Genomic DNA, 25,020 nt, shown 5'->3' with positions numbered 1-25,020 from the left:
GCTGTCGACGACGCGCGGGCCGGCCACGGATTCGTCCGTGACCGGCCCGTCGTCTTTCGGTGCCCTGGTCAGCTCACGGTCACCGGGGCGATGTCGTTGCTCGGGTCGTCGTCCACGCGCGGGTAACGCTGGTACGGCTGGATCTCGCCGGGCGTACCGGAGAGGCTGTCGATGCGCAGGTCGAACGCGACGGTACGGCTCGTCCCGGCCGGGAACACGGAACCCGGCCCGTTGCAGTACCAGGTTGTCGGGGCGTCCCCGGCGCTCTCCTCGTCCCCGTTGAGCCAGCAGCCCGACGGGTTGCCGAGCACTGTGGTGCCGGCCGGCGGCACGAAGAGGAAGGCGCCGACGCCGTCACCCGAGTTGGTGGCGTCCGGGACGCCGGGGCCCTCGTTGCGCAGGCCCACCGTGACCCGCACGGTGTCACCGACGGCCCCGGTGACTGTCGCGCCCTGGGCGACGATGTCGAAGGCGCCCTGGACCTTGCGCAGGTAGGTCTGCCCGCCGGCGCCGGTCACCTCGACCGGGATCACGTCGAGCGGCCGTCCGACCGCCCGCAGCCGCAGCGCCTGGTCGGCCTCGCGGTGCGCGAGTTTCACACCGCTGGGCAGCGGCCCGGCGGTGGTCAGCGGCTCCACGATCTGCGTGATCCGCTTGTCGCCGAGGGTGGCCGGGCCGACCGTGGTGGCGAGCCCGCCGCGCAGCTCGTGCCGCTGACCTGGCGCGAAGGTGCCCCGCACGGTGCAGACGGCCACTGTGGCGAGCACCCGGTCGGTGCCGTACCGGCAGTTGCGGTAGCTGGCGGGCGTCAGACCCACCGGGAAGCGCATGGTGAGCCGCAGGTCCACGGTCGGCTGGTCACCGGCGTTGACCACGACCACCGGGACCTGGCGCGTGTCGCCCACCTCGACGCCCGAGACGTACTCGTCGACCATGTCGAGCAGGGCGGGCCCGGACCGCACGGTGATCGTCGCCTGCTGGGCGTACGCCTCGGTCTGCTCGCCGAACGCGGTGTAGTCGAGCGTGCCTGTCGCGCCGTCGGCGGCGCCGGGAGCGGCCCGGAACACCACCGGCACGGTGCCGGTGAGCGTGCCGAACTCGTCGACGGCCGTCGGGGGCATCGGGCAGGTCGTCGAGGTGCCCGCGGTGACGCACCCGGCGGGGAAGCTGGCGGTGGCCACGCCGGCCAGACCGGCCAGGTCGATGCTCACCCGGGGCTCGGTGGCGCCGGTGCTGGTCAGGGTCAGCGAGACCGTCCGGGCGGGAGCGCCGGGACCGCCCACCGTCACGTCTTCCATCCAGGCGTTGACCCAGCCGGGGTCGTCAACCGCGAGGGCGGGTGCTGCCGTCGCACCGACCCCCGCGGCGGTCACGACCAGCGCGGTGAGCCCGCGCAGGAGCCGGCCACGCGTAACGCGCACAGATCTCATCGATCTCCTTGGTGAGGGTGAGCCGGTCGGAAGAAGCCGGAGTTGCTGCCGCCCCGACCCGACCGGGCACCCCTGATCCTAGAGATCACTTGTGACAGTTCTCGATCCGTCGATCGGTGCGCGACCACCGTCGAAACGGGCCCCGCCGCGCGGCTGCGACCCGGGTCGCCAGAGGCGCAACGCCCGCTCGACCTGGATGGTGACCTGATAGGACACCTCGGGCAGGTCGGCCAGCTCGATCCGCTCGCCCCGCAGCGCCACCTGCGCGTGCAGCTCCCGGGCGATGGTGTCGCGCAGCTCGACCAGCAGGGGCGACAACCCGTCCGGGTCGCCGACCACGTACGCGTCCGACATGCCTCCAGCCTGCGCTGCGGTTCGGCCGTTGCGCCACGAACGGTGAGATGTGTCCGCAGGGCTTGACCCGCCTTGATCCACACCACATCGGGGAGGTGGGGGTGTCACGCCGCCGGCAAACCGCCACCTCGCCGATGTGGTGTCGATCAAGGGCCGCAGCGCCGGCGATCTGGGGTGGGGTCAGCCGCCGAACCAGCCCGGCACGTCGAGGCGGAACCAGTTGGCCGAGGCCATCGTGCGCAGGTCGTCCTCCAGGGCGGCGACGCGCTCCTCGCCCAGTGCCTCGGCCCACTGCTCGCGCAACCGGTCGAAGGTCTCCGCCGAGCGGCGTAGCCCGTCGGCGCCGTGTTCGGTCACCCGGACCAGCCGGCGGCGGGCGTCGGACGGATCGTCGACCCGTTCCAGGTAGCCGACGGCGACCAGCCGGTCGACCGTCTTGCCGGCCGCCTGCTTGGAGATGCCCAGCCGTTGGCCCAGCTCGGTGGCGGTGGTGCCGTGCACCCCGACGGCCTGCAACACGAAGCCGTGCAACGGGCGCAGCTCGGGGTGCCCCTGTCGGGCCAGTTCGGCGTGCAGGTCGTCGATCAGGGTGCGGAAGCCCGCCAGCAGCAACAGCGGAAGCTGGAAGCCGGGCCGGGCGGGATCAGAGGTTGCCATGTTCGACAACCACGTTTACTATTTCGTCAACCACGTTGACCATCTTACGGCGTACGCCGTGGAAGCAGGTAACCATGTCCGTCTTCACCGTCCACACCGCCGAGACCGCACCGACCGCAGCCCGCCGGACCGTCGAGAGCGTGCGCGGCCGGTTCGGCTGGCTTCCCACCGGGGTGGGGCTGATGGCCGAGTCGCCGCAGCTGCTCAACGGCTTCCTCGCCGCCAGCGCCGGATTCGAGCAGACCAGCCTCGCGCCCGTGGAGCGGGAGGTGGTCATCCTGACCGTCTCCACCTCCCACGAATGCCACTTCTGCGTGGCCCTGCACAGCGGCAAGATCACTGAGCTCGGCGCGAGCGCCGCGCTGATCACCGCGCTCCGCGCCGGCGCGGAGCTGCCCGAGCCGCGGCTGGAGGCGCTGCGCCAGTTCACGCTTGCCGTGCTCACGCACCACGGCGCGGTGCCCGACGAGGAGCTGGAGGCCTTCCTGGCCGCCGGCTACCAGCCCCGGCAGGCGCTGGACGTGGTGCTGGGCGTCGGGGCGTACACCATGTCGACCTTCGCCAACCGGCTCACCCGCGCACCGCTCGACCCGCCGCTGGCCGCCCACGCCTGGACGCCCGCCGCCTGACCGGTCATTTCGCGCCGAGGAAGTCGCGCAGCAGGGCCAGCATCTCGTCCGGGCGTTCCTCGTACAGCCAGTGCCCGCAGTCGTCGATCACCTCGCCGCGGACCGTGTCGGCGTACCGGCGGACCTGCTCGGCGACCTGTCCGCCGAGGCTTGCCGACGCGCCGACGGCCAGCACCGGCATCGTCAGCTTCGTGGCCCGGTACGCCGCGTTGTCGACGATGTCCTGATCGAACGCCCGGAAGTAGGCGAAGCTGGCCCGCAGGTGCGCCGGGTCGCGCAGGTGGCGGGCGAACTCCTCGATGTCGGGCGCGGCGATGCTGCCCTTGCGCACCATCAGGGCATCGGTGAACCGGTCCACCCAGAGCGACTCGCGCCCCCGGACCAGCTCCTCCGCGAGCCCGTTGCCGATCGAGAAGAAGCCGAAGTTCCACACCCCCGGCCCGGCGGCGGTGAGCGCGGGGAACGTGTAGATGCTCTCGTCGGGGATCGGCGCCTCGGTGAGCGCCAGCCGGCTCACCCGCTCCGGATGGGCGGCGGCGTACGCGTACGCCACCATCGTCCCGAGGTCGTGCCCGACCACCCGCAGGTCACCGGTCAGGCCGAGCTGGTCGAGCAGTCCGTGCAGGTCGGCGGCGACGGTCTTCTTGTCGTAGCCGCCGGCTGGGGCGTCGCTGGCCCCGAAGCCGCGCAGGTCGGGCGCGACCACGTCGAAGGAGCGCCCCAGCTCGGGCAGCAGGTGCCGCCACATGTGCGAACACTGCGGATAGCCGTGCAGCAGCACCAGTGGCGGGCCGCTGCCGCCCCGGACGTAGTTCAGGGTGATCTCGCCGACCCGTGCCCGTTGCTCGGTGAACCCCGCCGGCACCGTTTCGCCGCCCATCGCTGCCTCCATCCGCCGGCAGCCCGGCTACCCGCTCAACCGCCCGCCACGCCCGGGAGATGTGGGTTGATCCACTCGCCTTTCTTGAAGTCGGGGCATCCGGGCAGCAGGGACACCCCGACTTCATGGATCCCGAGTGGATCTTGCGGTGGTGACCCGCCGAAGCGGGCGGTACGGCAGGGTCGATGCTCGCTGGTCGAGCCGATCTTGGATCGCCGCCGACCCGGGCCGTCGCGGGTGTCACAGCACCCGCTGTGGGTCGCCCCGGACCCGGTGCGGGAGACTGGGCGTCATGGCGGCTCGTGGCTTCCCGTACACCGATCTCAAGGACTTTCTCGCGGCGCTGGAGCGCGCGGGGGAGCTGCGCCGGGTCGACGTGCCCGTCGACCCGACCCTGGAGATCAGCGAGGTGGTCACCCGGACGGTGCGGGCCGGCGGGCCGGCGCTGCTCTTCGAGCACCCCACCCGGGGCGAGATGCCGGTCGCGATCAACCTGTTCGGCACCGAGAAGCGGATGGCGATGGCCCTCGGCGTCGACTCGCTGGACGAGATCGGCGAGCGGATCGGCGCGATGATCAAGCCGGAGCTGCCGGTCGGTTGGTCCGGCATCCGCGAAGGCCTCGGCAAGGTCATGCAGCTCAAGTCGCTGCCCCCACGCAAGGTCAAGACCGCGCCCTGCCAGGAGGTCGTCTACCGGGGCGACGACGTCGACCTGGGCCGCCTGCCGGGGCTGCAGGTCTGGCCCGGCGACGGCGGGATCTTCCACAACTACGGGCTGACCCACACCAAGCACCCGGAGACCGGCAAGCGCAACCTGGGCCTCTACCGGCTCCAGCAGCACGGCCGCAACACCCTCGGCATGCACTGGCAGATCCACAAGGACTCCACCGCGCACCACGCGGTCGCCGAGCGGCTCGGCCAGCGCCTGCCGGTCGCGATCGCGATCGGCTGCGACCCCGTCGTCTCGTACGCGGCAAGCGCGCCGCTGCCCGGCGACATCGACGAATACCTGTTCGCCGGGTTCCTGCGCGGCGAACGGGTGGAGATGGTCGACTGCCTCACCGTCCCGTTGCAGGTGCCGGCGCACGCGCAGATCGTCCTGGAGGGCTACCTGGAGCCCGGCGAGCGACTGCCCGAGGGGCCGTTCGGCGACCACACCGGCTACTACACGCCCGTCGAGCCGTTCCCGGTGCTGCACATCGAAGCGATGACCATGCAGCGCGACCCGGTCTACCACTCGATCGTCACGTCGAAGCCGCCGCAGGAGGACCACGGCCTCGGCAAGGCCACCGAGCGGATCTTCCAGCCGCTGCTCAAGCTGATGATCCCGGACATCGTCGACTACGACCTGCCGGCCGCCGGGGTGTTCCACAACTGCGCGATCGTCTCCATCCGCAAGCGCTACCCGAAGCACGCGCAGAAGGTCATGAACGCGATCTGGGGCGCGCACCTCATGTCGCTCACCAAGCTGATCGTGATCGTCGACGAGGACTGCGACGTGCACGACTACAACGAGGTCGCCTTCCGCGCGTTCGGCAACGTCGACTACGCCCGTGACCTGCTGCTGACCGAGGGGCCGGTGGACCACCTCGACCACTCGTCGTACCAGCAGTTCTGGGGCGGCAAGGCAGGCGTCGACGCGACCCGCAAGCTGCCCACCGAGGGCTACACCCGAGGCTGGCCGGAGGAGATGACCATGGCCCCGGAAGTCGCGGCCCTGGTCGACAAGCGCTGGAAGGAGTACGGGATCTGATGGCCGTCCTCGACGCACCCGTGGAGAAGCCGGGCCGGGTCAAGTCCTTCCTCAAGCTCGTCGCGATCGAGCACTCGGTGTTCGCGCTGCCGTTCGCGTACCTGTCGGCACTGACCGCCATGCAGGTCAACGGCGGGCACGTGCGGTGGCTCGACCTGCTACTGATCACCGTGGCGATGGTCGGCGCGCGGACGTTCGCGATGGCCGCCAACCGGATCCTCGACCGGCGCATCGACGCCCGGAACCCGCGTACCGCCGGACGGGAACTGGTCACCGGGGCCGTGAGCGTGCGCACGGCCTGGACCGGCGCGGCCGTCGCGCTCGTGGTGTTCCTCGTCGCCGCCGCGCTGCTCAACCCCCTCTGCCTGGTGCTGGCGCCGCTCGCCGTGGTGCCGCTGGTCGTCTACCCGTACGGCAAGCGGTTCACCAACTGGCCGCACGCCATCCTCGCGATCGCCCAGGCGGTCGGCCCGGTCGGCGCCTGGCTCGCGGTCACCGGCACCCTGGACGGCTCCTGGCCGGCCTGGCTGCTCGGCGCGGCGGTCGGCCTGTGGATCGGCGGCTTCGACCTGATCTACGCCTGCCAGGACTCCGAGATCGACCAGGAGATCGGCGTGCACAGCGTGCCCGCCCGGTACGGCCGGCGCTTCGCCCTGCACGCCTCCACCGTGGCGCACGTGGTGACGTTCGCGCTGTTCATCTGGTTCGGCGCGCTGGTTGGCTTCGGCTGGCTCTGGTGGATCGGGCTGGCGTTGACAGCTGTCGCGTTCGGCTACCAGCACCTGGTGGTCAGCCCGACCGACCTCAGCAAGGTCAACCGGGCGTTCTTCACCGCCAACGGCTTCGTCGGCATCGCGCTGTTCGTGTTCGCCCTGCTCGACCTGGTGATCCGCCTCGACCTGCGCGGCTAGGCGTTGGTCGGGTAGCGGGCGCTCTCCAGCGTCCAGTCGATGGTGCCGCGCACCGCGTACGCGACCCCGTCGAGATGGTCGGTGACCGCCTCGTCCAACGCCGGCCCGAACGACGGCACGGCGGCGCGCAGCGCCACGAACTGTCGCATCGACTCCCGCCAGCGCTCGGCCACCCGGTCGACCGCCTCCGCCGCCGACACGCCCTGCTCGGCCTGCGTGGCCAGGACCAGGTTGTGCCCGCCCGAGGTGGCCCGGTCCCGGTCCAGCGAGGCGACGTCGTTGTACCAGGAGAGCAGGTCGTTGCCGGTGCGCGCGATCTGCCGCAGCAGCGGGTGGTGGTAGACCGGGTCGGGCAGCGGTCGGCCGCTGACGAACTCCACCAGCGGGTACGACACCTCCGCCGCCGACGTTTCCCGGCGCAGCTCGACGTACTCGCCGACGCTGGGCCGGCGGCCGGCCTCCTTGTTGACCGCCTCCCGCCAGGTGCCGTCGAGGTGCCGGGCCACCGCGTCGGCGAAGCGCAGGCGCCACCGGGCCGGCATCCGTCGGCGCGGCTCCCGCCAGGCCAGCACCAGCAGCCGCCGCAGCGGACCGGTCAGGCCGCCGTGCCGCAGCCGGGGGCCGTCGTGCAGCAGTGCCAGCGTGCCGTCGCGCAGCGCCCGGATCTGCGCCGGATCGAGCCGGTTCGGCCCGTCGCACGCGTCGTCGACGAGGAAGAACCAGGTGAAGAGAGCGGTCAGCACCCGCAGGTCGGCTTCGCTGGCGTCCGGGTAGAGCCGCCCCGCGTACCGTGCGAAGCCGCCCCGGGCCAGCCGGTGCAGGGCGGCGTCGTCCAGCGGCAGACCCAGCTCGGGCAACAGACCGAGCAGCCACTGTTGGACCCGGTCCGCGTGCGGTGAGAGCCGGGCAGGAATCGGGCACTCGGCGCGCAGCGCCCAGAGGACCTCGCCGGTCGTCACCCCTGCCTCCCGCGCGATCTGCTTCCGGCGCGAATCGCCACCGGCAGCATGTCAGGTCGCCGGGACGAGCAGATACCCGCCCGGACATCTCGGACGGCTCGCGTCGAGGAGATCGCGGGGGTGCCCACCGGCGTGCGACGCCGACCAGGCAGGCTGAGGGCATGCGGGAACCATGGGTGGTCGGAGTCTCCGGAGCCTCCGGCACGCCGTACGCGGCGGCCGTCGTCGGCGGGCTCCTCGACGCGGGCGAGCCGGTGGACCTCATCGTGTCCCGGGCGGCACGGCTCACCGTGCTCGACGAGACCGGACGGTCGTTCCGCGACGCGCACTGGGCCGAGGACCTCGCCGCCTGGCTCGGCCGGGACCTGACCGACGCGGACGTGCGGCACTGGCCGGCGGGTGACCTGGCGGCCGGGCCCAGCAGCGGCTCCTACCGGGTCCGCGGAATGGCAGTGGTGCCCGCGAGCACGGCGGCCTGCGCGGGCATCGCGATAGGGCTCTCCAAGGACCTGCTGCAACGCGCCGCCGAGGTCAATCTCAAGGAGCGTCGACCGGTGGTGGTGGTGCCCCGGGAGACGCCGGTGACCCGCAGTCACCTGGAGCATCTCATCGCGTTGCACGACGCCGGCGCTGTGGTGCTCCCGGCCAGCCCCGGCTTCTACGGCGCGGGCGCGGCGGCCAGCGCGCAGCAACTTGTCGATTTCGTGGCCGGCAAGGTGCTGGACGCTCTCGGCGTGCCACACACCCTGTTCCGCCGCTGGTCCGGCCAGCTCGGCGCCGCCCGGGGCTGAGCCGTCGGCTCAGCCCGTCCGGCCCGGACGCCGCACGGGTCGTCGCAGCGGGACGCGGACCGGACTGGTGTCCGGTCCGCCTGACGTTGTCCGCACCAGTTCAGTACATGCCGGCGTTGGCCGGACCCGGCCCGGTGGAGGCAGCCGGACCCACGTTGCGTGGCTTTCCGACCTCGTCCACCTCGTCCAGCATGCCCTCCCCCTCAAGCAGGGCCCGCACCTCGGATTCCCGAAACCGGCGATGCCCGCCTGGAGTCCGGATGCTTCCTATCCGGCCGGCCGCCGCCCATCTCGTCACAGTTTTCGGGTCCACCCGAAACAGCGCGGCGACCTCACCCGGTGTCAGCAGGCGATCTCCAGTGTCCACAGCCCCCTCCTCGCGTCGACGAAGCCCCTGGCTGAACACACTGCCCCCGGCTGGTGCGAGCCCAGAGCCGTCATGAGGGACGTATGGCAATTACAGCACCAGGGACCTGGCCTGTCCGCCAAACGCGAAAAATGCACTGACTGGGAAGTTAGTAAATGGTACTGGTGCAACCCCTACCTAGACCGTCAGTTTATGAACAGTTACTCACTGTTCTGACCAACGGATGCCGAAGGCATCGCGTTACGCCCAACCCGTTAAGGTCACTCTCCGTGGACGCCATCGACCTGAGCCTCGTCGACCTGCTGCGGGGCAACGCCCGCCTCTCGTACGCCGAGCTTGCCCGGCAGGTGGGCCTCTCCGCCCCCGCCGTGCACGAACGCGTCGGCAAGCTGGAGAGCAGCGGCGTGGTCCGGGGCTACCGCGCGGACGTCGAACCCGAGGCGATCGGGCTGGGCGTCACGGCGCTCATCGGCATCGTCGAGGACTCCGGCGCGGACTCCGACGACATGCTGGAGTCGCTGCGGGTGCTGCCCGAGATCGAGTCCTGCTACTTCATGGCCGGCGTCGAGTCGTTCCTGCTCAAGGCCCGGGTCGGCACGATCGCCGAGCTGGAGCAGCTCATCGTGCGGCTGAACCGGACCCCCGGGGTCGCCTCCACGCGCACCGCCATCGCCCTCTCCACCAAGTGGGAGAACCGCCCCCAGGCGGTCGGCCCGCAGCCCGCCTGACCCTGCTGCACCGCGTACCCCTGGTGTCGTGCCGCACACGGCGGTAGCGTGCGCCGATGACCTCGCCGGAACGCGGCGCCGCAGTGGTGACCGGGGCCGCCGGCGGCTTGGGCCGCGCCGTCGCCGCCGCGCTGCACGCCGACGGCTGGTCGGTGCTGCTCACCGACCTCGACCCGGCCGCGGCGGCAGCAGCCGCCGTGCCGTTCGGTGGCTGGTCGGCCGCACTGGACGTCCGCGACGAGGCCGCGTGCGCCGAGATCGCGGCGCACGCCGCGAGCCGAGCCGGCCTCGGCCTCTGGGTCAACAACGCCGGCATCCTGGTCACCGGCCCCTCCTGGGAGCACGACGGGCCGACCCGCCGCCGCGTGCTCGACGTCAACGCGCTCGGCGCCATGAACGGCACACTCGCCGCGCTGGCGGTCATGCGCGGCCAGGGCCACGGCCACGTCCTGAACATCGTCTCGCTGGCCGGGCTCATCGCCGCACCCGGCGAGACGGTGTACGCCGCCAGCAAGCACGCACTGCTGGCATTCAGCCTCGGCACCCTGTCCGACCTGCGGATGGCCGGGTACCGGCGGGTGCACGTCTCCTGCCTCTGCCCGGACGGCATCTGGACCCCGATGCTGCACGACCGGCTGGACGATCCGGGCGCGCTGGCCTCGTTCACCGGGTCGATGCTGACCCCGCAGCGGGTGGCCGCCCGGGCGGCCCGGCTGGCCCGCCGGCCCCGCCCGGTGGTCAGCCTGCCCCGCTGGCGGGGCGCTCAGGTCCGGCTCCTGGACGCCCTGCCCCGACTCGCCGTCGGACTGAATCCTCTCGTTGAGGCCGTGGGTCGGGCCGGGCAACGCCGACAGTCACGCCGGTCGACGCCTCCGGACCGCGGCTGAGCGCCGCTGGCCTGCTTGCTAGGTTTCCCGCGTGACTCATCTCGACCGGTGCGACGAGGCCAGCCGCAGCTGGGTGACCGAGGCGATCGCCGCCGTCGAGGCGGACGCGAACCGCTCGGCCGACACCCACCTGCTGCCGTTCCCCCTGCCCCGGGCCTGGGGAATCGACCTCTACCTCAAGGACGAGTCGTCCCACCCGACCGGCTCGCTGAAGCACCGGCTGGCCCGTTCGCTGTTCCTCTACGGCCTCTGCAACGGTTGGATCGGGCCGCGCACCACGATCGTCGAGGCGTCCTCCGGCTCCACGGCGGTCTCCGAGGCGTACTTCGCCCGGATGCTCGGGCTGCCGTTCATCGCCGTGATGCCCGCCTCCACCTCGCCCGAGAAGATCACGCAGATCGAGTTCCAGGGCGGCCGCTGCCACCTGGTGGACGACCCGGCGAGCGTCGTGGTCGAGGCCCGCTGGCTGGCCGAGGACTCCGGCGGCCACTTCATGGACCAGTTCACGTACGCCGAGCGGGCCACCGACTGGCGGGGCAACAACAACATCGCCGAGTCGATCTACGCGCAGCTGGGGCTGGAACGCCACCCCATCCCGGCGTGGGTCGTCGTGGGCGCCGGCACCGGGGGCACCAGCGCCACCATCGGCCGGTACGCCCGCTACCGCCGCCTGGCCACCAAGCTCTGCGTCGTCGACCCGGAGAACTCCGCCTTCTATCCGGCCTGGCTGGCCGCCGACTGGTCGGTACGCACCGGCAGGGGCTCCCGCATCGAGGGGATCGGCCGGCCCACCGTCGAGGCATCCTTCCTGCCATCGGTCGTGGACCGAATGGTCCAGGTGCCGGACGCCGCCTCGCTGGCCGCGATGCGCGCCGGCTCGGCGGTGCTCGGCCGGCGGGTGGGCGGTTCCACCGGCACCAACCTGTGGGGCGCGTTCGGCCTGATCGCCGAGATGCTCGCCGAGGGCCGGACCGGCTCGGTGGTCAGCCTGATCTGCGACGCCGGTGACCGGTACGCCGACACGTACTACTCCGACGACTGGGTGGCCGCCCAGGGGCTCGATCTGGCACCCCATGCCGCGACCATCGAGCGCTTCCTGACCAGCGGCGCCTGGCCCGCCTGAGCAGCGCGTTCCCGCCCGCAGGTCGCGCGGGCGCTGGCCTGCGAGCGGGCCCGGTCTGGGCTGTCGGCCCGGTCACCGTGGGTCGATGCGCTCCGCCAGGCCGGGGTAGCGCACCACGTAGCCGTCGGCGTCCAGGTCGATGTCCGCCGTGAAGGTGCCGCTGGCGAACCGGACCCGGCCCGGCCCGAGCCCCGTGTAGATCTGCTCGGCCGGCACCACCTCCAGGCCGGGCAGCAGCACCCACGCGACGGTGATCCGGCGCGGCATGTCGGCCGGCCCGCTGGTCAGCCCGAGCCGGCGCACCGGCACGGCGTTGAACAGCGGCGAACCGCTCAGGTCGACGTCGAGCGCCTCGGCCAGGCGATCCGGGTCGTCGGTGCCCGGCAGGCCGGACCGGGGATGCCCGGCCCTGGTCAGCGCCGCGTCCAGGTCGCCCTGCTCGGCGGTGGTCACCCGCCACCGGGACGCCGCCCGCTCCAACGTCACCCGGCGCAACCAGCCCGACCCCTCGGCCTCGACCTCGACCCGGGCGGTGCTCCAGTCGGGCGCCGTGGCCAGCCGGTAGCGGGCGGTGAACGGAATCGGGTCCACGGCGAGGAGCGTGCCCCGCGCCGCCAACCCGTCGCCGTCGGTGAACAGAGCCTGCTCACTGCCGGCGGTGTCCGTCCGGGACCAGAAGATCGACTTCGCCATGGTCGCCATGAGCCGGACGTTACGCGACCGGACCGACATCGGCCACGGCATGCGAGAACGCCGCCGCGAAGCGTGCGCTCCGCGACGGCGTTCCGGTGGATCAGTGGATCAGTGGGTACGCGCCGCCGGCCGGCCGCCGAAACCGCGACGGTCGTCGCGCGGCCGGTCGTCCCGACCGCGGCCCTCGGAGCGGTAACCACCCCGGGTGTCCCGGTCGGCGAAACGCCGCTCACCTGCCGGCCGGTCACCCCGGTCAGCCTGCGGACGGTCGCCGAAGCGCCGCTCGCCGGTGGGCCGGTCGCCGTACTGCCGGTCGCCGGTGGGTCGGTCGCCGTAGCGGCGCTCGCCCTGCGGACGGTCCCCGTACTGCCGGTCGCCCTGCGGCCGGTCGCTGAAGCGGCGCTCGCCGGTGGGCCGGTCGCCGTACTGCCGGTCGCCCTGCGGGCGGTCGCCGTAGCGGCGCTCGCCCTGCGGACGGTCGCCGTACTGCCGGTCGCCCTGCGGGCGGTCGCTGAAGCGGCGCTCGCCGGTGGGCCGGTCGCCGTAACCCCGGCTGTCCCGATCGGCGTAGCGGCGCTCGCCGGTCGGTCGGTCGCCGTACTGCCGGTCGCCGGTGGGTCGGTCGCCGTAGCGGCGCTCGCCCTGCGGACGGTCGCCGTAGCGGCGCTCGCCACTCGGCCGGTCACCGAAGCGGCGCGGGCCCCCGGAACGGTCGTCGAAGCGGCGTGCGCCGCCGGAGCGGTCACCGAAGCCGCGAGGCTCCGCCTCCAGGCGAACCGGGACGCCGCTGGGCTCGCGGGCACCGATCAGCTCGGCCAGCGCCGGGTCGCCGAGCCGGACGCGGGTCTCGGCCGGCTCCACGCCGGCCTTCTCCAGCATGGCGAGGGTGGTACGACGCTGCTTGGGCAGCACCAGCGTGGCGACCGCGCCGGACTCGCCGGCCCGGGCGGTACGGCCGGCGCGGTGCAGGTAGTCCTTCGGGTCCTTCGGGGGGTCGACGTGCAGCACCAGGGTGACCCCGTCGACGTGGATGCCACGGGCCGCCACATCCGTGGCGACCAGGACGTTCATCCGGCCCTCACGGAACTCGGCAAGGGTCTTGGTCCGCATCCGCTGGGTCTTGCCCCCGTGCAGCCCACCGGCCCGTACGCCGACCGCCGCGAGCTGCTCGACGAGCCGGTCCACACCCAGCTGGGTGCGGGCGAAGACCATGGTCCGCCCGTCGCGAGCGGCGATCGACGCGGCCACCGGGAACTTCTCGTGCGGCGGGATCAGGAGCATGTGGTGATCCATGGTGGACACCGACGCGGTGGACGGCGCGGTGGAGTGGGTCACCGGGTCGTTCATGAACCGCTTGACCAGCGCGTCGACGTCACCGTCGAGGGTGGCCGAGAAGAGCAGCCGCTGACCGTTGGCCGGCGTCTTCGCCAGCAGTTCGGTCACCTCGGGCAGGAAGCCCATGTCGGCCATCTGGTCGGCCTCGTCGAGCACCGTCACCTCGACGTCGTCGAGCTGGCAGATGCCCCGCTCGATGAGGTCGCCGAGCCGACCCGGGGTCGCCACGATGATCTCCACGCCGCGCCGCAGCGCGTCGATCTGGCGGTCGTACGGAACACCGCCGACGGCGGTCTTGAGGAAGATGCCGACGGACTTGCCCAGCGGCACCAGGGCGTCGTTGACCTGCATGGCCAGCTCGCGGGTGGGCACCAGGACCAGGGCGCGCGGACGCATCGGCCGGGCCCGGTTGCGGTTGGCCAGCCGGGCGATCATCGGCAGACCGAAGGCGAGCGTCTTACCCGAACCGGTCTGCCCGCGGCCCAGCACGTCGCGGCCGGCGAGCGCGTCCGGAACGGTGGCCCGCTGGATCTCGAACGGGCTGGTGATGCCCTGCTGCGCCAGCGCGCGGACCAGCGGCTCGGGCAGGCCGAGAGCGGCGAAGCTCATCGGCTCGGTGGTCTCGGTCGGCTCGGCCTGCGCGGTCGCTGCCGGCGCGGTGCCGGCCTCGCTCGGGGCGACGTCGAGCTGCTCCCGGGCGGTGTCGGCCGCCGGGACTGAGTTGAAAACGGACGTAACGGTGCTGGGGTCAGCAGAGGTGGTCAACAAATGCCTTTCGAGCGGGGCGCATCTTCGCGATGGCCTGCCGCGGCTGTGCCGCCGGATCGCCCGCAAGATCGCCCAGGGGCGCGCACCACGCGCGCCGGGTCAGTGATCTCGACCAGTGTACGGCGGTTCGGCGAAGCCGCCAGCCGGTTGACCGACGGTAGTGGGCGGACTCACGGACCGGCGAACCCGTCCGGTCGCCGGATCAGCCGTTGAGCACGCCGCCCACCAGGCCGTCCAGGGCGTCGTTCGCGAGCAGGACGACGAGCACGCTGATCCCCACCAGCAGCGCCAACGCGGCGATCAGGACGATCACCACCCGGGTGTTTCGCGACCGCTCGGCCGGCGTGTCCGACCAACCCTGGGCGAGGATGTGCCCGGTCAGCGAGCCGGAATTCTCCACCGCCGCGTTGGCCGGCAGGGCGATCGTGGCGAACCCCGGGCCCTCACCGCCGCCGTAGACGGTGCCCGCCAGGTCGGTGCCGCCGTCGCGCCTTCCGGCGGGCGGGCCCGCCGGCGCGTCGCGCCGGGCAGCGCCGCCCGGCGGCGTGGTCGTCCGGTAACCCGTGCCACCGGCCGCCGGCGTGCCGGCGGTGGACGGTGGCCAGCTCGGCAACGCGGGCGCGGGCACCACAGGTGGGGCCGAGACGGGAACCTCGGCCCGGGTGCTGCTCGTGGCCGACGACGTGGCCTCCGACGCCCGTGCGCCACTCGGGGCCGACGACGCGGCACCCGACGTCCAGGCACTGCTCGGGGTCGACGACGTGGCACCCGACGTCCAGGCACTGCTCGGGGTCGACGACGCGGCACCCGACGCCCCTGCGCTGCTGGAGGCCGACCAGGCGGCCTCCGACGTCCGTGCGCCGCCCGGTGCCGACGGTGCGGCATCCGGCGACGGCTGTGTCCCGGTCGGGGCGGCGTGTGGGGCGCTGACGGTTCGCGGTGCGGCGTCGGTCATGGACGGCCAGGCGGCCGGCGGCGCGGAGACCGGGGCGGTGGCCCGTACGCCCGGCGTGCCGATCGTCGCCGGGGGCGGCGGGAATGGTGGCGCCGGCATCGGACCGGGCGGCGGCGGTGGCGCGGGCACCGGCGGGCCGGGCGGGGGCATCGGAGGCCCGGGGACGGGTGGCGTCGGCGGGCCCGGCATGGGCGGCAGCGGCGAGGGCGGCGGCACGGGTGGCCCTGGCACGGGCGGCACCGGGTCCGGCGGCGGCGTGGGGGAGGGGCCCGGGGTCGGCGACGGACCGGGCGGGTACGGACCCGGACTCGGCGCGGGCTCCGGGTCACCCGGCCCGGGGGGCGTCGGTTCCGGGGTCGGCGGCTCGGGAGGCTGCACCGGCTCGGGGGGCTGCACCGGCTCCGGAGGCTCGGTATTGACCGGCGCCGACCGGTAGACGGCGGACGTGCTGGCCCGGGAGTCCGGCGTGCCCTCGCTGCCGGCCACGACCCGGCTGCTGCCCGGCACCGTGGCGCTGGCCCGCGCCGGAGCCGTCGAGGCGGCCCGCTGGCCGGGCAACGGGACACCTACCGGGCTGGCTGAGCCGGTCGCCCGGTAGGTGGTCGCGCTGGCCGGAGCGCTCGCCGGGAGATCGCCGGGCAGCGCTCCGACGGTCGCGACGCTCGCGCGGGCCCGCACCGGGGCCGCGACGATCGAGCCAGGGGCAGCGTCGTCCGGCGTCGGCTGCTCGACGTCCGCCTCGCTGGGCTGGGCAGTGGCGGCGTTGTCGGCGGGAGCGTCGCCGGTGCCGGTGTCGTTCGCGGCGTCGTCCTCTGGCGGGTCGGCCTCCGCGTCGCCGGGCGCGGCCTTGGCGTGGGATGCGTTGTTCGCCACGTTCGCGTCGTTGGGCGCTGCCTTCGCGTCGGGCGCGTTGTTCACCGCCTCCGCGTCGCCGGGGGCGGCCTTCGCGTGGGGCGCGGCGGCCTCCGCGTCGTCTGCGGCGGCCTTCGCGTCGGGCGCGGTTGCCTGCGCGGGGGCCCGCCCGTCGAGCGTGGCGGGGGCTTCGCCGTCGAGCGGGTCGGCCTCCGTCAGTGCGGAGTCGACACTCTCCGCCGGATCTCTCTGCTCGGCCATCTCCGCCCTCCGCGCCACGCTCGCACCCGGCCCGTGACATCGGACCGGATGTGCCTGGTTGTCACCGTGCCACAGATCGCCCCGGGCGGACAGCCGGAGCCCGTGTGGCGGCTCAGCCGGCGGTGCTCGGGCTGTTCGTCGGGCCGTCGGTGGACGTCCCGCTGCGGCTGGTGGACGGCGTGGCGCTGGCGGAGGCCGACGCGCTGGCCGGTGGCGTGGTGGGTGGCGGCGGCGGGGTCTGCGGGGTGTTGGTCGGGCCGCCCGTCGGGGGCGGCGTGCTGCCTGTCGGCTTCGGGGTCGGGGTGCCGGTGGGCTTGGGGGTGGCCGTCCCGGTCGGCTTGGGCGTCGGCTTGGTGGTCGGCGTCGGCTTCGCGGTGGGGGTCGGCTTGGTGGGCGGGGTCGGCTTGGTGGTGGGGGGCGGCGGAAGGGGCACGTTCGGAGTCGGCACCGCGCCGATCACCCGGGTCGCGGCGTAGAGCCGGGACCAGCCGACCACCGAGATCTTGACCACGTCGCCGGTCGTGGGCGCCTGTACCATCTTGCCGTTGCCGATGTACATGCCGACGTGGTGGATCGTGGTCCAGCTGCTGCCGGAGGCGAAGAAGAGCAGGTCGCCGGGGAGCAGTGCGCTCTGCGGCACGGTGCGGGAACGGGTGGCCGCGTACTGGTCGCGGGAGACCCGGGGCAGGTCGAAGTAGTCGGCGCCCGGGGACCGGTACGCCGCCCACATCAGACCCGAGCAGTCGAACTCGTCCGGCCCCTCCTCCGACCACCTGTACGGGTCGCCGAGCTGGGCGAGCGCGTACCGGACAGCGGCCAGCGCCCGCGGGTGCGCGGACATCCCGCTGGTGCTCTGGCCGGCGACGTAGCCCGCGCCCAGCTGCTGCTCGGTGGCCTCCTGCTGACGCTCGATCTCGATCAGCTGTGCGGCGTTGTCCTTGCGCAGTTTGAGCAGGCCGGCCTCGGCGGTGCGCAGCGCCTTCTCGCCGGTGGCGAACTCGGCCTCGGCGGCGTCGACGGCGGCCTTGGCCCTGGTGTGCTCCTGGTAGGCGGACTGCTCGTTGGCGCGGGCCCGGGACAACTCGCCGGCCACGGCGGTGGTCGCGCCCTCGACCTTCTCGCCACGGTTGATCCGCTGGAGCCGGCTCAACCCCTGGATGTCGTTGGCGAAGTCACCGGGCGGCAGGGCGGCGGCCGCCTTGACCGCGTCCGAGGCGGCCGCGTCGGCTGCCTGCTGGGCACGGAGGAGGGCGTCCTGCGTGGTCGCCAGCACCTTGCCGGCGGCGGCGAGCTGGGCCTGCGCGTCGGTGCGTTTCTGCCGGGTCAGCAGGAGCTGGTCGCCGAGCAGGCCGACCTGGCTCTCAGCGGCGGCGATCTGGGCGGCCAGCGGGCCGGCGCCGATGTTGACCACCGGTGGGGCGGGGATGCCGGCGACGGGCGGGCTGCCGGGCAACTGCGGCGCCCCGATCGACGGCGGGCGGGCGCCGGTGTCCGGCACCGTCGCGGGCACGGCCGGATCGGCGTACGCGGGAGTGGCCAGCACAGCTGCGGCGATCGCGCCGAGCAGGGCTGCCCAGAGCTTCGGCCGCAGCACCGGCGAGATCACCGGGCTCCGTCGTCGCTGCCGCCGCCCGCGCCCGCTGTCGACCATTCCACTCCCCGTCCGGTGCTCGGCGCCGCGCTCGGTGGGCGCGGCCGTCGGGACGGTACCAGTGTGTGAGTTCCGCCCCACCTTGTCTTACCGCACGATGGCAGTGATGTCGATGCATCCGTGGGTTACGGGAGGCTGAGAGTCCGGTGAAGTGGATCGCTGCCGCCGACCGTGCCGCCGGGGCCACCGGAACGCCGACGTACCCTCGGGAGGGACCGCAGGTGGAAGGGACGTGCCATGGACGCCGGACTCAAGCGTGAGCTCGAAGCGAAGGTGTACGCCGGTGAGCGGCTGAGCCGCGAGGACGGCATCGCCCTCTACGACAGCGACGACCTGACCTGGTTGGGGCGGCTGGCGCACCACAAGCGCACCGAGCTCAACGGCGAACGGGTGATGTTCAACGTCAACCGTCACCTCAACCTCACCAACGTGTGTTCGGCGTCGTGTGCGTACTGCTCGTTCCAGCGCAAGCCGGGCGAGAAGGACGCGTACACGATGCGCATCGACGAGGCTGTCCGCAAGGCCAAGGAGATGGAGGACGAGCAGCTCACCGAGCTGCACATCGTCAACGGTCTGCACCCGACGCTGCCGTGGCGCTACTACCCCAAGGTGCTGCGCGAGCTGAAGGCGGCGCTGCCGAACGTCAAGCTCAAGTGCTTCACGGCGACCGAGGTCCAGTGGTTCGAGAAGATCAGCGGCCTGAGCGCCGACGAGATCCTCGACGAGCTGATGGACGCCGGCCTGGAGTCGCTGACCGGCGGTGGCGCGGAGATCTTCGACTGGGAGGTCCGGCAGCACATCGTCGACCACGCCTGCCACTGGGAGGACTGGTCGCGCATCCACGCCCTGGCGCACCGCAAGGGCATGAAGACCCCGGCGACCATGCTGTACGGCCACATCGAGGAGCCCCGGCACCGCGTCGACCACGTGCTGCGGCTGCGTGAGTTGCAGGACGAGACGGGCGGCTTCGCGGTCTTCATCCCGCTGCGCTACCAGCACGACTTCGTGGACTCGGCGGACGGCAAGATCCGCAACCGGATCCAGGCGCGCACCACGATGGCCTCGCCGGCCGAGTCGCTGAAGACGTTCGCCGTGTCCCGGCTGCTCTTCGACAACGTGCCGCACCTGAAGAACTTCTGGGTGATGCACGGTCTCTCGGTGGCCCAGCTCTCGTTGAACTTCGGTGTGGACGACCTGGACGGCTCGGTGGTCGAATACAAGATCACGCACGACGCCGACTCGTACGGCACCCCGAACACCATGCACCGCGACGACCTGCTGCACCTGATCTGGGATGCCGGGTTCCAGCCGGTCGAGCGGGACACCCGCTACAACGTGGTCCGGGAGTACGACAAGGCGCCGTCGCTGGCCGAGCGCCGCGCCGAGCCGCAGCAGGTCTGGGCCTGAGGCACCACGTACCCTCGCAGTCGATGACCGAGCAGCGCGGATCCGAGCAGCAGGGTGGGTTTCCCCGTCGGGACGCCGAGGGGCGCGTGCGTACCCTGGGCGACCTGCTCGGGGTGTGCCTGGCCGGCCTGGTCATCGGCGTGTTGGCGCTCGTGCTGTTCGAGTGGGCGTTCGCCTCGTTCGGTGCCGGCGACTTTGGCCACACCAACGGTTGGCTGGCGGTGATCCTGCCGGCCTGGCTGTTCTGGGACGACTTCCGGGCCTGGGACTTCGGCGCGGCCCGGGTGGCGGCGGCGTTCGTCGCGTTGGCGGTCGCGGTGCTCGTGGGGCTGCTGGTCGCCGGGCTGGCTGCCGGGTTCCCGCCGTTGCTGTCCGGGGCGTTGGGGGCGGCGGCGTTCACCGTGGCGTACGCGCTGGTCTGGTTTCCCGGCGTCCGTTGGCTGGCCCGCCGGACCGGCTGACCCGACCAGGTTGACTCTTCCGCCGGCACCGGCGGCTGACGGAGAGAACGGAAGTGGTGCAGGTGAGCGCGGCGGTCAAGTACACGCTGGGCCGGATCGGGCTGTTCGTCGCCGTGCTGGCGGGTCTCTGGCTGGTCGACATGAACGTGTTTTTGAAGCTGATGCTGGCGCTGGTCTTCTCCGCCGCCCTCTCCTTCTTCCTGTTGCGCGGCTGGCGCGACGAGATGGCCGGGGAGATGGCCAGTGCCGCCGAACGCCGCCGCACCGAGAAGGAACGCCTCCGCGCGGCCCTGGCCGGCGACGACGACCAGCCCGACGAGGCGGAGCGCCAGCAGCCGTAGGACCCCACCCCACCCCCCCCCGACAACCAGCGTCGATCATGAAGTTATTGCCGCGACACGCCGGGCGGTCGGGCAATAACTTCATGATCGACGGCGTCTGGGCTTACCAGTTGGTGGAGCCGGGGACCTTGGGCCAGGGCTTTGACAGGGGCTTGATCAGGTACGCGACGCCGCCGGAGCCGCCGGAGACGCCGCCGGTGGCGTTGGTGCGCTTGGTTCGCAGCCAGATCTGCTCGAACTGTGCCCGCTTGTAGACGTTGCGCACGACGTCGTTGCTGGACGACGCCGGGTCGTTGACGATGACGTCGCCGTCGGCGGTGAAGCCGACCACCACGAACAGGTGCCCGGAGGTGCCGTAGTTGGCCCCGTCCAGCTCGCTGGCGAGGAAGGACTGGCTGGTCACCACGGGGATGCCCGCGGCGATGAAACGCTCCAGCTCGTCCAGCGAGTGCAGCCGGGTCACCCGCCCCTCCAGTCCGGGGTAGCTGGCCGCGTACGCGGTGTTGAACGGCCAGTTGCCGGCACCGTCGTACGCGTAGTCGAAGGTCATCCGGGCGGCGTGGTTGACCGTGGGGTCCGGGTAGGTCGGGTCAACCCAGGAGGTGTCGGCCTCCGAGGGCTTGCGCCCCCAGTACTCGACGACCATCTCCGTGGAGGTGGGCGAGCACCAGGCCTCGCCCCCGCCGTCGTACTCGGGGTAGTGGCCCTTGTGGACGTTCTGCGAGTAGCGCGGCACCGGCAGTTCGACACCCCAGGCGATGTGTCCGGCGCTCGGCGGCACGGTGAACCGGTCCGGCACGGTGGAGCTCATCGCGCCGAGCATCCGCACCACCGGCGCGGCGGCCTGCCCCGGCGCGCGGTAGAGGGTCAGCCGCAGCTGGTACGACCGCAGCAGCACCCCGGCGTCGGCGTCGTCGATGCTGAAGGTGTCGGTCCAGATCGTCGACCAGGGGTCACCCTGCTTGTTGACACTGGTCCGCTTGATGTCGGTGTCGCCGGAGGCCCAGCGGCCCATGACGTACCACGGGGTCTGGTCGCCGCTGGTGTAGCTGCCCTGCATCTCCACCTGGATCCAGGTGCCGGCGGGGGTCTCCGCGTTCCAGGAGGCGATCAGCTCGGTCGCGTCGAAGCCGATCCGGGTCACCGGCGAGGTCCAGGTGCCGTACTCCCAGGTGCGGGTGGTGCCGGTGTGCGGGTCGGCGTACTCGATGGTGCCGGCCGGGCGGGCCAGGGTGACGCCCGCCCGCGCGCCGGGCACGACGCGGGTGCCGTCCCGGCTACCCCGGTGCCAGTCGGCGGGGCCGGACCAGTCCTGGAAGGTGATCTGCTCGTCGTGGGTGGGGGCAGGCGGCCGGGCCGCCGTCGCGGGGGTCGCGGTGGCGAGCAGGGTGAGCGCGCTGACGCCGGCGAGGGCGGCCGCGTGCAGGCGGGAGGAGGCCATGGGTGCTCCGCGGGTGTCGAGTGGGGGCATCGTCGCTGGTCAGTGTTCCGCTTGGAGGGAAGTTTCGCCAGATGTTCAGCGGCAGAAAATCTTTGCCGCAGCGATGGTCAACCTGGGATGCATAAGGCAGCGATCAATATTGATATGACCATGTGACTGATGGTGAAGTGTGCTTCACCGAGCGGGACATCCCGCCCTCCGAGGAGGTAGTCCATGACCCTGGGCAGACCCCACCCTCTCCGTCGCCTCCTGGCGCTCGCCGTCGTCACCGGGCTGGGAATCGTCACCGTCGCCGCCGGACCGGTCGCTGCCAAACCGGCGCCGGACCGCACCGCCGAGCCCGTCGCCGCCGGCTACCGGGTGCTCGGGCCCCGGACCCTCGCCGACCGCAACGCGGTGGCCCGCACCGGGGCCGCCATCGACTACTCCGAACACGGCGTCCTGCACGTCTCGGCCACCGCCGGCGAGGCCGCCGCCATCGGCAAGCTCGGCTTCCGGTTGGAACCGCTCGCCCCACCACCGAACGCCGAACGCGGCGCCGGTGAGATGGGCACGCTGGCGTTCCCGCCCGCCGACTCCAACTACCACGACTACGCGGAACTGACCGCCGTGGTGAACCAGGCCGTCGCCGACCACCCGGCCATCGCCCGCAAGATCAGCATTGGTACGTCGTACGAGGGCCGCGACCTGATGGCCGTGAAGATCTCCGACAACGTCGGCACCGACGAGAACGAGCCGGAGATCCTGTTCAACGCCCAACAGCACGCGCGCGAGCACCTGACCGTCGAGATGGCGATCTACCTGCTCAACCTCTTCACCGACAGCTACGGCAGCGACTCCCGGATCACCAACATCGTCAACAGCCGGGAGATCTGGATCGTGCCGACGGTCAACCCGGACGGCAGCGAGTACGACATCGCCACCGGCTCGTACCGGTCCTGGCGCAAGAACCGGCAGCCCAACAGCGGTTCGTCGAACGTCGGCACCGACCTGAACCGCAACTGGGGCTACAACTGGGGCTGCTGCGGCGGCTCCTCCGGGTCGACGTCGTCGGAGACCTACCGCGGTCCGTCCGCGTTCTCCGCACCCGAGACGCAGGCGCTGCGCAACTTCGTCAACAGTCGCGTCGTCGGCGGCACCCAGCAGATCAAGGCCAACATCGACTTCCACACCTACTCGGAGCTGGTGCTCTGGCCGTACGGCTACACGACCGCGAACACCGCCACCGGGATGAGCGCCGACCAGTACAACACCTTCGCCACCATCGGCCAGCAGATGGCGGCCACCAACAACTACACCCCGGAGCAGTCCAGCGACCTCTACATCACCGACGGGGACAGCCTCGACTGGATGTGGGCCACCCACAACATCTGGGCGTACACGTTCGAGATGTACCCCGGCTCGTCCGGCGGCGGCGGCTTCTACCCGCCCGACGAGGTGATCACCGCGCAGACCACCCGCAACCGGGAGGCGGTGCTGCTGCTCAGCGAGTACGCCGACTGCCCGTACCGGGCCATCGGCAAGCAGTCGCAGTACTGCGGCGGTGGCGGCGGCACCACGGTCTGGTCGGACACCTTCGAGACCGCCACCGGCTGGACGATCAACCCGGCCGGCACCGACACCGCGACCCTCGGGGTCTTCGAACGGGGTGCCGCCCAGGCCACCACGTCCTCCGGCGCCAAGCAGCTCACCCCGTACGCCGGATCCAACGACCTGGTGACCGGCCGGCTCGCGGGCTCGGCGGCGGGTGACTACGACCTCGACGGTGGGGTGAGCAGCGCCCGGTCCCCGGCGGTGACCCTGCCGTCGTCCGGCACGCTGACCCTCTCGCTGGCCTGGTACCTGGCCCACGGCTCGAACGCCTCGTCGGCCGACTACCTGCGGGTGAGCGTGGTGCACAACGGCGGCACCACGGCCCTGCTCACCCAGGCCGGCGCGGCCGCCAACCGCAACGGGACCTGGGCGGTGGCGAACCTCAACCTCACCCCGTACGCCGGTCAGTCCGTGCGGATCCTCGTCGAGGCGGCGGACGCCTCCGGCGCGAGCCTCGTGGAGGCGGCTGTGGACAACGTCACCATCACCGCCTCCTGATCGGGTGGGGCCCCGCTCCGCCCCCGGCGGGGCCCCGCCACCCGCTCCCGAGCCTCAGATCCGGGACAAATGCCGCTCCTGCGACCGCACACCGATCGACGAGTGTTGATCAACACTTGATCGATCCGGCACGTCCCGGCGGTGCGCTACCGTCTTACCGACCACTCCGCAGCGAAGCCGGTGTGAAACCGGCGCTGTCCCGCAACTGTGATGCCCCGCCCGACGGCGGGGACGAGCCAGGTCGCCTGCGGAGGGGTCGCGACACGCGCTCTCGAGGAAGGGCGCCTCGTGGGCGGGCGTACGAGTCCTGTCGGCGAAGCACCACACTCCTCGACCGACAGGAGGCCCCCATGTCCAGACGTACCCCCCGGCTCCTCGCCGCGACCCTCGCGGTCGCCGCGCTCGCCCTCGGCGCCTGCGCCGAGAAGACCGACGACAAGCCGAGCGCGGGCACCGCCGCCGCCAGCTACCCGGTGACGGTCGGCGCGCTGACCCTCGACAAGCGTCCCGAGAAGATCGTGTCGCTCTCGCCCAGCGCCACCGAGATGCTCTTCGCGATCGGTGCCGGCCCGCAGGTGACCGCGGTCGACGACCAGTCCAATCACCCGGCCGACGCGCCCAAGACGGACCTGTCCGGCTTCCAGCCCAACGCCGAGGCGATCGCCGGCAAGAACCCTGACCTGGTGGTGCTCTCCAACGACATCAACAAGATCGTCGACCAGCTCGGCAAGCTGAAGATCCCGGTGTATCTGACCCCGGCGGCCAGCACGCTTGACGACTCGTACCGGCAGATCACCGAGCTGGGCACCCTGACCGGGCACGCCGACCAGGCCACCGACGTCGCCGGCCGGATGAAGGACGACATCGCCAAGCTGGTCAAGGACCTGCCGCAGCGCACCGAGAAGCTCACCTACTACCACGAGTTGGGCCCGGAGCTGTACAGCGCGACCAGCAAGACCTTCATCGGCTCGCTCTACGGGCTGGTCGGCCTGACCAACATCGCCGACGCGGCGGACGCCGACGGCAAGAACGGCGGCTACCCGCAGCTGTCCCAGGAGTTCATCGTCAAGGCCGACCCGGACTTCGTGTTCCTGGCCGACTCCAAGTGCTGCCAGCAGAACGGCGACTCGGTCAAGGCCCGCAGCGGCTGGTCCGGGATCACCGCAGTGAAGAACAACCAGGTCGTCGCGCTGGACGATGACATCGCCTCCCGGTGGGGCCCGCGGGTCGTGGACCTGCTCCGGGTGATCATCGACGCGGTCGCCAAGGTGCCCGCGTGACGGTCGTCCGTCAGT

The 25,020-nt window shown here is 72.2% G+C and carries 23 protein-coding genes and 1 riboswitch; of the genes, 12 read left to right on the top strand and 11 right to left on the bottom strand.

Annotated features, from left to right (window positions below; all coding sequences use genetic code 11):
- Window positions 1-68 precede the first annotated feature (68 nt).
- The 3 genes from AB0B39_RS05510 to AB0B39_RS05500 form a co-directional block, all read right to left on the bottom strand.
- The gene (locus AB0B39_RS05510; protein ID WP_357573572.1) at window positions 69-1,430 is read right to left on the bottom strand and encodes a hypothetical protein; all 1,362 of its coding nucleotides are present in this window, start codon (window positions 1,428-1,430) and stop codon (window positions 69-71) included.
- Window positions 1,431-1,508: 78 nt separating this feature from the next.
- Entirely contained in the window at window positions 1,509-1,784 is a 276-nt protein-coding gene (locus AB0B39_RS05505) for a hypothetical protein (protein WP_357573571.1), read from the bottom strand.
- Between the two features lie 180 nt (window positions 1,785-1,964).
- Window positions 1,965-2,441, bottom strand: coding sequence for a MarR family winged helix-turn-helix transcriptional regulator (locus AB0B39_RS05500; RefSeq protein ID WP_357573570.1), 477 nt, complete (start codon window positions 2,439-2,441; stop codon window positions 1,965-1,967).
- A gap of 74 nt (window positions 2,442-2,515) precedes the next feature.
- On the opposite strand from AB0B39_RS05500, the gene AB0B39_RS05495 reads away from it, so the two are divergent.
- Window positions 2,516-3,070, top strand: coding sequence for a carboxymuconolactone decarboxylase family protein (locus tag AB0B39_RS05495; protein WP_357491274.1), 555 nt, complete (start codon window positions 2,516-2,518; stop codon window positions 3,068-3,070).
- Between the two features lie 4 nt (window positions 3,071-3,074).
- On the opposite strand, the gene AB0B39_RS05490 is transcribed toward AB0B39_RS05495, so the two are convergent.
- Complete coding sequence (locus tag AB0B39_RS05490; protein ID WP_357491272.1) at window positions 3,075-3,950, bottom strand: alpha/beta hydrolase; 876 nt, start codon at window positions 3,948-3,950, stop codon at window positions 3,075-3,077.
- A gap of 292 nt (window positions 3,951-4,242) precedes the next feature.
- On the opposite strand from AB0B39_RS05490, the gene AB0B39_RS05485 reads away from it, so the two are divergent.
- Window positions 4,243-5,703 carry a menaquinone biosynthesis decarboxylase gene (locus tag AB0B39_RS05485; protein WP_357573569.1) on the top strand — a complete coding sequence of 487 codons (1,461 nt, stop codon included), beginning with the start codon at window positions 4,243-4,245 and terminating at the stop codon, window positions 5,701-5,703.
- Complete coding sequence (gene mqnP, locus AB0B39_RS05480) at window positions 5,703-6,614, top strand: menaquinone biosynthesis prenyltransferase MqnP (protein ID WP_357491268.1); 912 nt, start codon at window positions 5,703-5,705, stop codon at window positions 6,612-6,614. The genes AB0B39_RS05485 and mqnP overlap by 1 nt, the downstream gene beginning before the upstream one ends.
- Here the strand turns inward: mqnP and AB0B39_RS05475 are convergent.
- Complete coding sequence (locus AB0B39_RS05475; RefSeq protein ID WP_357491266.1) at window positions 6,611-7,573, bottom strand: terpene synthase; 963 nt, start codon at window positions 7,571-7,573, stop codon at window positions 6,611-6,613. The genes mqnP and AB0B39_RS05475 overlap by 4 nt on opposite strands.
- Before the next feature lie 161 nt (window positions 7,574-7,734).
- On the opposite strand from AB0B39_RS05475, the gene AB0B39_RS05470 reads away from it, so the two are divergent.
- Complete coding sequence (locus tag AB0B39_RS05470; RefSeq protein ID WP_357573568.1) at window positions 7,735-8,364, top strand: UbiX family flavin prenyltransferase; 630 nt, start codon at window positions 7,735-7,737, stop codon at window positions 8,362-8,364.
- Window positions 8,365-8,464: 100 nt separating this feature from the next.
- On the opposite strand, the gene AB0B39_RS05465 is transcribed toward AB0B39_RS05470, so the two are convergent.
- Window positions 8,465-8,731 carry a BldC family transcriptional regulator gene (locus AB0B39_RS05465; protein ID WP_007454516.1) on the bottom strand — a complete coding sequence of 89 codons (267 nt, stop codon included), beginning with the start codon at window positions 8,729-8,731 and terminating at the stop codon, window positions 8,465-8,467.
- A gap of 269 nt (window positions 8,732-9,000) precedes the next feature.
- Between AB0B39_RS05465 and AB0B39_RS05460 the strand changes: the two genes are divergently transcribed.
- The 3 genes from AB0B39_RS05460 to AB0B39_RS05450 are packed head-to-tail and all read left to right on the top strand — an operon-like array spanning window position 9,001 to window position 11,469.
- Complete coding sequence (locus tag AB0B39_RS05460; RefSeq protein WP_234587753.1) at window positions 9,001-9,459, top strand: Lrp/AsnC family transcriptional regulator; 459 nt, start codon at window positions 9,001-9,003, stop codon at window positions 9,457-9,459.
- Between the two features lie 56 nt (window positions 9,460-9,515).
- Complete coding sequence (locus AB0B39_RS05455) at window positions 9,516-10,346, top strand: SDR family oxidoreductase (protein ID WP_357573567.1); 831 nt, start codon at window positions 9,516-9,518, stop codon at window positions 10,344-10,346.
- A gap of 31 nt (window positions 10,347-10,377) precedes the next feature.
- Window positions 10,378-11,469: a PLP-dependent cysteine synthase family protein gene (locus tag AB0B39_RS05450; protein WP_357491259.1), complete on the top strand. Its 1,092-nt coding sequence runs from the start codon at window positions 10,378-10,380 to the stop codon at window positions 11,467-11,469.
- A 72-nt stretch (window positions 11,470-11,541) separates the two neighbouring features.
- Here AB0B39_RS05450 and AB0B39_RS05445 read toward each other — a convergent pair whose 3' ends face one another.
- From AB0B39_RS05445 to AB0B39_RS05430, 4 genes are all read right to left on the bottom strand, one after another.
- Entirely contained in the window at window positions 11,542-12,162 is a 621-nt protein-coding gene (locus tag AB0B39_RS05445; RefSeq protein WP_234587810.1) for a putative glycolipid-binding domain-containing protein, read from the bottom strand.
- 108 nt (window positions 12,163-12,270) lie between these two features.
- Window positions 12,271-14,106 carry a DEAD/DEAH box helicase gene (locus tag AB0B39_RS05440; protein WP_357573780.1) on the bottom strand — a complete coding sequence of 612 codons (1,836 nt, stop codon included), beginning with the start codon at window positions 14,104-14,106 and terminating at the stop codon, window positions 12,271-12,273.
- Between the two features lie 361 nt (window positions 14,107-14,467).
- Window positions 14,468-16,333: a hypothetical protein gene (locus AB0B39_RS05435; protein WP_357573566.1), complete on the bottom strand. Its 1,866-nt coding sequence runs from the start codon at window positions 16,331-16,333 to the stop codon at window positions 14,468-14,470.
- Window positions 16,334-16,445: 112 nt separating this feature from the next.
- Window positions 16,446-17,984 carry a C40 family peptidase gene (locus tag AB0B39_RS05430; RefSeq protein ID WP_357573565.1) on the bottom strand — a complete coding sequence of 513 codons (1,539 nt, stop codon included), beginning with the start codon at window positions 17,982-17,984 and terminating at the stop codon, window positions 16,446-16,448.
- A gap of 237 nt (window positions 17,985-18,221) precedes the next feature.
- Here AB0B39_RS05430 and mqnE point away from each other — a divergent pair, with 237 nt between their 5' ends.
- The 3 genes from mqnE (at window position 18,222) to AB0B39_RS05415 (ending at window position 20,193) form a co-directional block, all read left to right on the top strand.
- A complete protein-coding gene (gene mqnE, locus AB0B39_RS05425) occupies window positions 18,222-19,391 on the top strand; it encodes an aminofutalosine synthase MqnE (RefSeq protein WP_354853815.1) in 1,170 nt (389 codons plus the stop codon).
- Window positions 19,392-19,414: 23 nt separating this feature from the next.
- The gene (locus AB0B39_RS05420) at window positions 19,415-19,852 is read left to right on the top strand and encodes a hypothetical protein (RefSeq protein WP_357491253.1); all 438 of its coding nucleotides are present in this window, start codon (window positions 19,415-19,417) and stop codon (window positions 19,850-19,852) included.
- A 62-nt stretch (window positions 19,853-19,914) separates the two neighbouring features.
- Entirely contained in the window at window positions 19,915-20,193 is a 279-nt protein-coding gene (locus AB0B39_RS05415) for a DUF4229 domain-containing protein (protein WP_357491251.1), read from the top strand.
- Window positions 20,194-20,296: 103 nt separating this feature from the next.
- Here the strand turns inward: AB0B39_RS05415 and AB0B39_RS05410 are convergent, their stop codons facing one another.
- Window positions 20,297-21,634: a C39 family peptidase gene (locus tag AB0B39_RS05410; protein WP_357573564.1), complete on the bottom strand. Its 1,338-nt coding sequence runs from the start codon at window positions 21,632-21,634 to the stop codon at window positions 20,297-20,299.
- Between the two features lie 213 nt (window positions 21,635-21,847).
- Between AB0B39_RS05410 and AB0B39_RS05405 the strand changes: the two genes are divergently transcribed.
- Together AB0B39_RS05405 and AB0B39_RS05400 are read left to right on the top strand one after the other, a co-directional pair.
- A complete protein-coding gene (locus AB0B39_RS05405; protein WP_357573563.1) occupies window positions 21,848-23,725 on the top strand; it encodes a M14 family metallopeptidase in 1,878 nt (625 codons plus the stop codon).
- 176 nt (window positions 23,726-23,901) lie between these two features.
- Window positions 23,902-23,966: riboswitch (cobalamin riboswitch) on the top strand.
- A 109-nt stretch (window positions 23,967-24,075) separates the two neighbouring features.
- Window positions 24,076-25,005: an ABC transporter substrate-binding protein gene (locus AB0B39_RS05400; RefSeq protein WP_357491245.1), complete on the top strand. Its 930-nt coding sequence runs from the start codon at window positions 24,076-24,078 to the stop codon at window positions 25,003-25,005.
- Window positions 25,006-25,020: the final 15 nt, after the last annotated feature.

The organism is Micromonospora sp. NPDC049114 (genome assembly GCF_040648635.1).
GTDB lineage: Bacteria > Actinomycetota > Actinomycetes > Mycobacteriales > Micromonosporaceae > Micromonospora.
Note: the sequence above shows the minus strand (reverse complement) of the source record. Positions and strands in the feature narration are given on the sequence as shown.

What these genes read in the sequence shown, in the direction of transcription:
- AB0B39_RS05510 (WP_357573572.1), bottom strand. Translation starts at nt 1,430, where the DNA reads ATGAGATCTGTGCGCGTTACGCGTGGCCGGCTCCTGCGCGGGCTCACC.
- AB0B39_RS05505 (WP_357573571.1), bottom strand. Translation starts at nt 1,784, where the DNA reads ATGTCGGACGCGTACGTGGTCGGCGACCCGGACGGGTTGTCGCCCCTG.
- AB0B39_RS05500 (WP_357573570.1), bottom strand. Translation starts at nt 2,441, where the DNA reads ATGGCAACCTCTGATCCCGCCCGGCCCGGCTTCCAGCTTCCGCTGTTG.
- AB0B39_RS05495 (WP_357491274.1), top strand. Translation starts at nt 2,516, where the DNA reads ATGTCCGTCTTCACCGTCCACACCGCCGAGACCGCACCGACCGCAGCC.
- AB0B39_RS05490 (WP_357491272.1), bottom strand. Translation starts at nt 3,950, where the DNA reads ATGGGCGGCGAAACGGTGCCGGCGGGGTTCACCGAGCAACGGGCACGG.
- AB0B39_RS05485 (WP_357573569.1), top strand. Translation starts at nt 4,243, where the DNA reads ATGGCGGCTCGTGGCTTCCCGTACACCGATCTCAAGGACTTTCTCGCG.
- mqnP (WP_357491268.1), top strand. Translation starts at nt 5,703, where the DNA reads ATGGCCGTCCTCGACGCACCCGTGGAGAAGCCGGGCCGGGTCAAGTCC.
- AB0B39_RS05470 (WP_357573568.1), top strand. Translation starts at nt 7,735, where the DNA reads ATGCGGGAACCATGGGTGGTCGGAGTCTCCGGAGCCTCCGGCACGCCG.
- AB0B39_RS05455 (WP_357573567.1), top strand. Translation starts at nt 9,516, where the DNA reads ATGACCTCGCCGGAACGCGGCGCCGCAGTGGTGACCGGGGCCGCCGGC.
- AB0B39_RS05445 (WP_234587810.1), bottom strand. Translation starts at nt 12,162, where the DNA reads ATGGCGAAGTCGATCTTCTGGTCCCGGACGGACACCGCCGGCAGTGAG.
- AB0B39_RS05440 (WP_357573780.1), bottom strand. Translation starts at nt 14,106, where the DNA reads ATGAGCTTCGCCGCTCTCGGCCTGCCCGAGCCGCTGGTCCGCGCGCTG.
- AB0B39_RS05435 (WP_357573566.1), bottom strand. Translation starts at nt 16,333, where the DNA reads ATGGCCGAGCAGAGAGATCCGGCGGAGAGTGTCGACTCCGCACTGACG.
- AB0B39_RS05430 (WP_357573565.1), bottom strand. Translation starts at nt 17,984, where the DNA reads ATGGTCGACAGCGGGCGCGGGCGGCGGCAGCGACGACGGAGCCCGGTG.
- mqnE (WP_354853815.1), top strand. Translation starts at nt 18,222, where the DNA reads ATGGACGCCGGACTCAAGCGTGAGCTCGAAGCGAAGGTGTACGCCGGT.
- AB0B39_RS05420 (WP_357491253.1), top strand. Translation starts at nt 19,415, where the DNA reads ATGACCGAGCAGCGCGGATCCGAGCAGCAGGGTGGGTTTCCCCGTCGG.
- AB0B39_RS05410 (WP_357573564.1), bottom strand. Translation starts at nt 21,634, where the DNA reads ATGGCCTCCTCCCGCCTGCACGCGGCCGCCCTCGCCGGCGTCAGCGCG.
- AB0B39_RS05405 (WP_357573563.1), top strand. Translation starts at nt 21,848, where the DNA reads ATGACCCTGGGCAGACCCCACCCTCTCCGTCGCCTCCTGGCGCTCGCC.
- AB0B39_RS05400 (WP_357491245.1), top strand. Translation starts at nt 24,076, where the DNA reads ATGTCCAGACGTACCCCCCGGCTCCTCGCCGCGACCCTCGCGGTCGCC.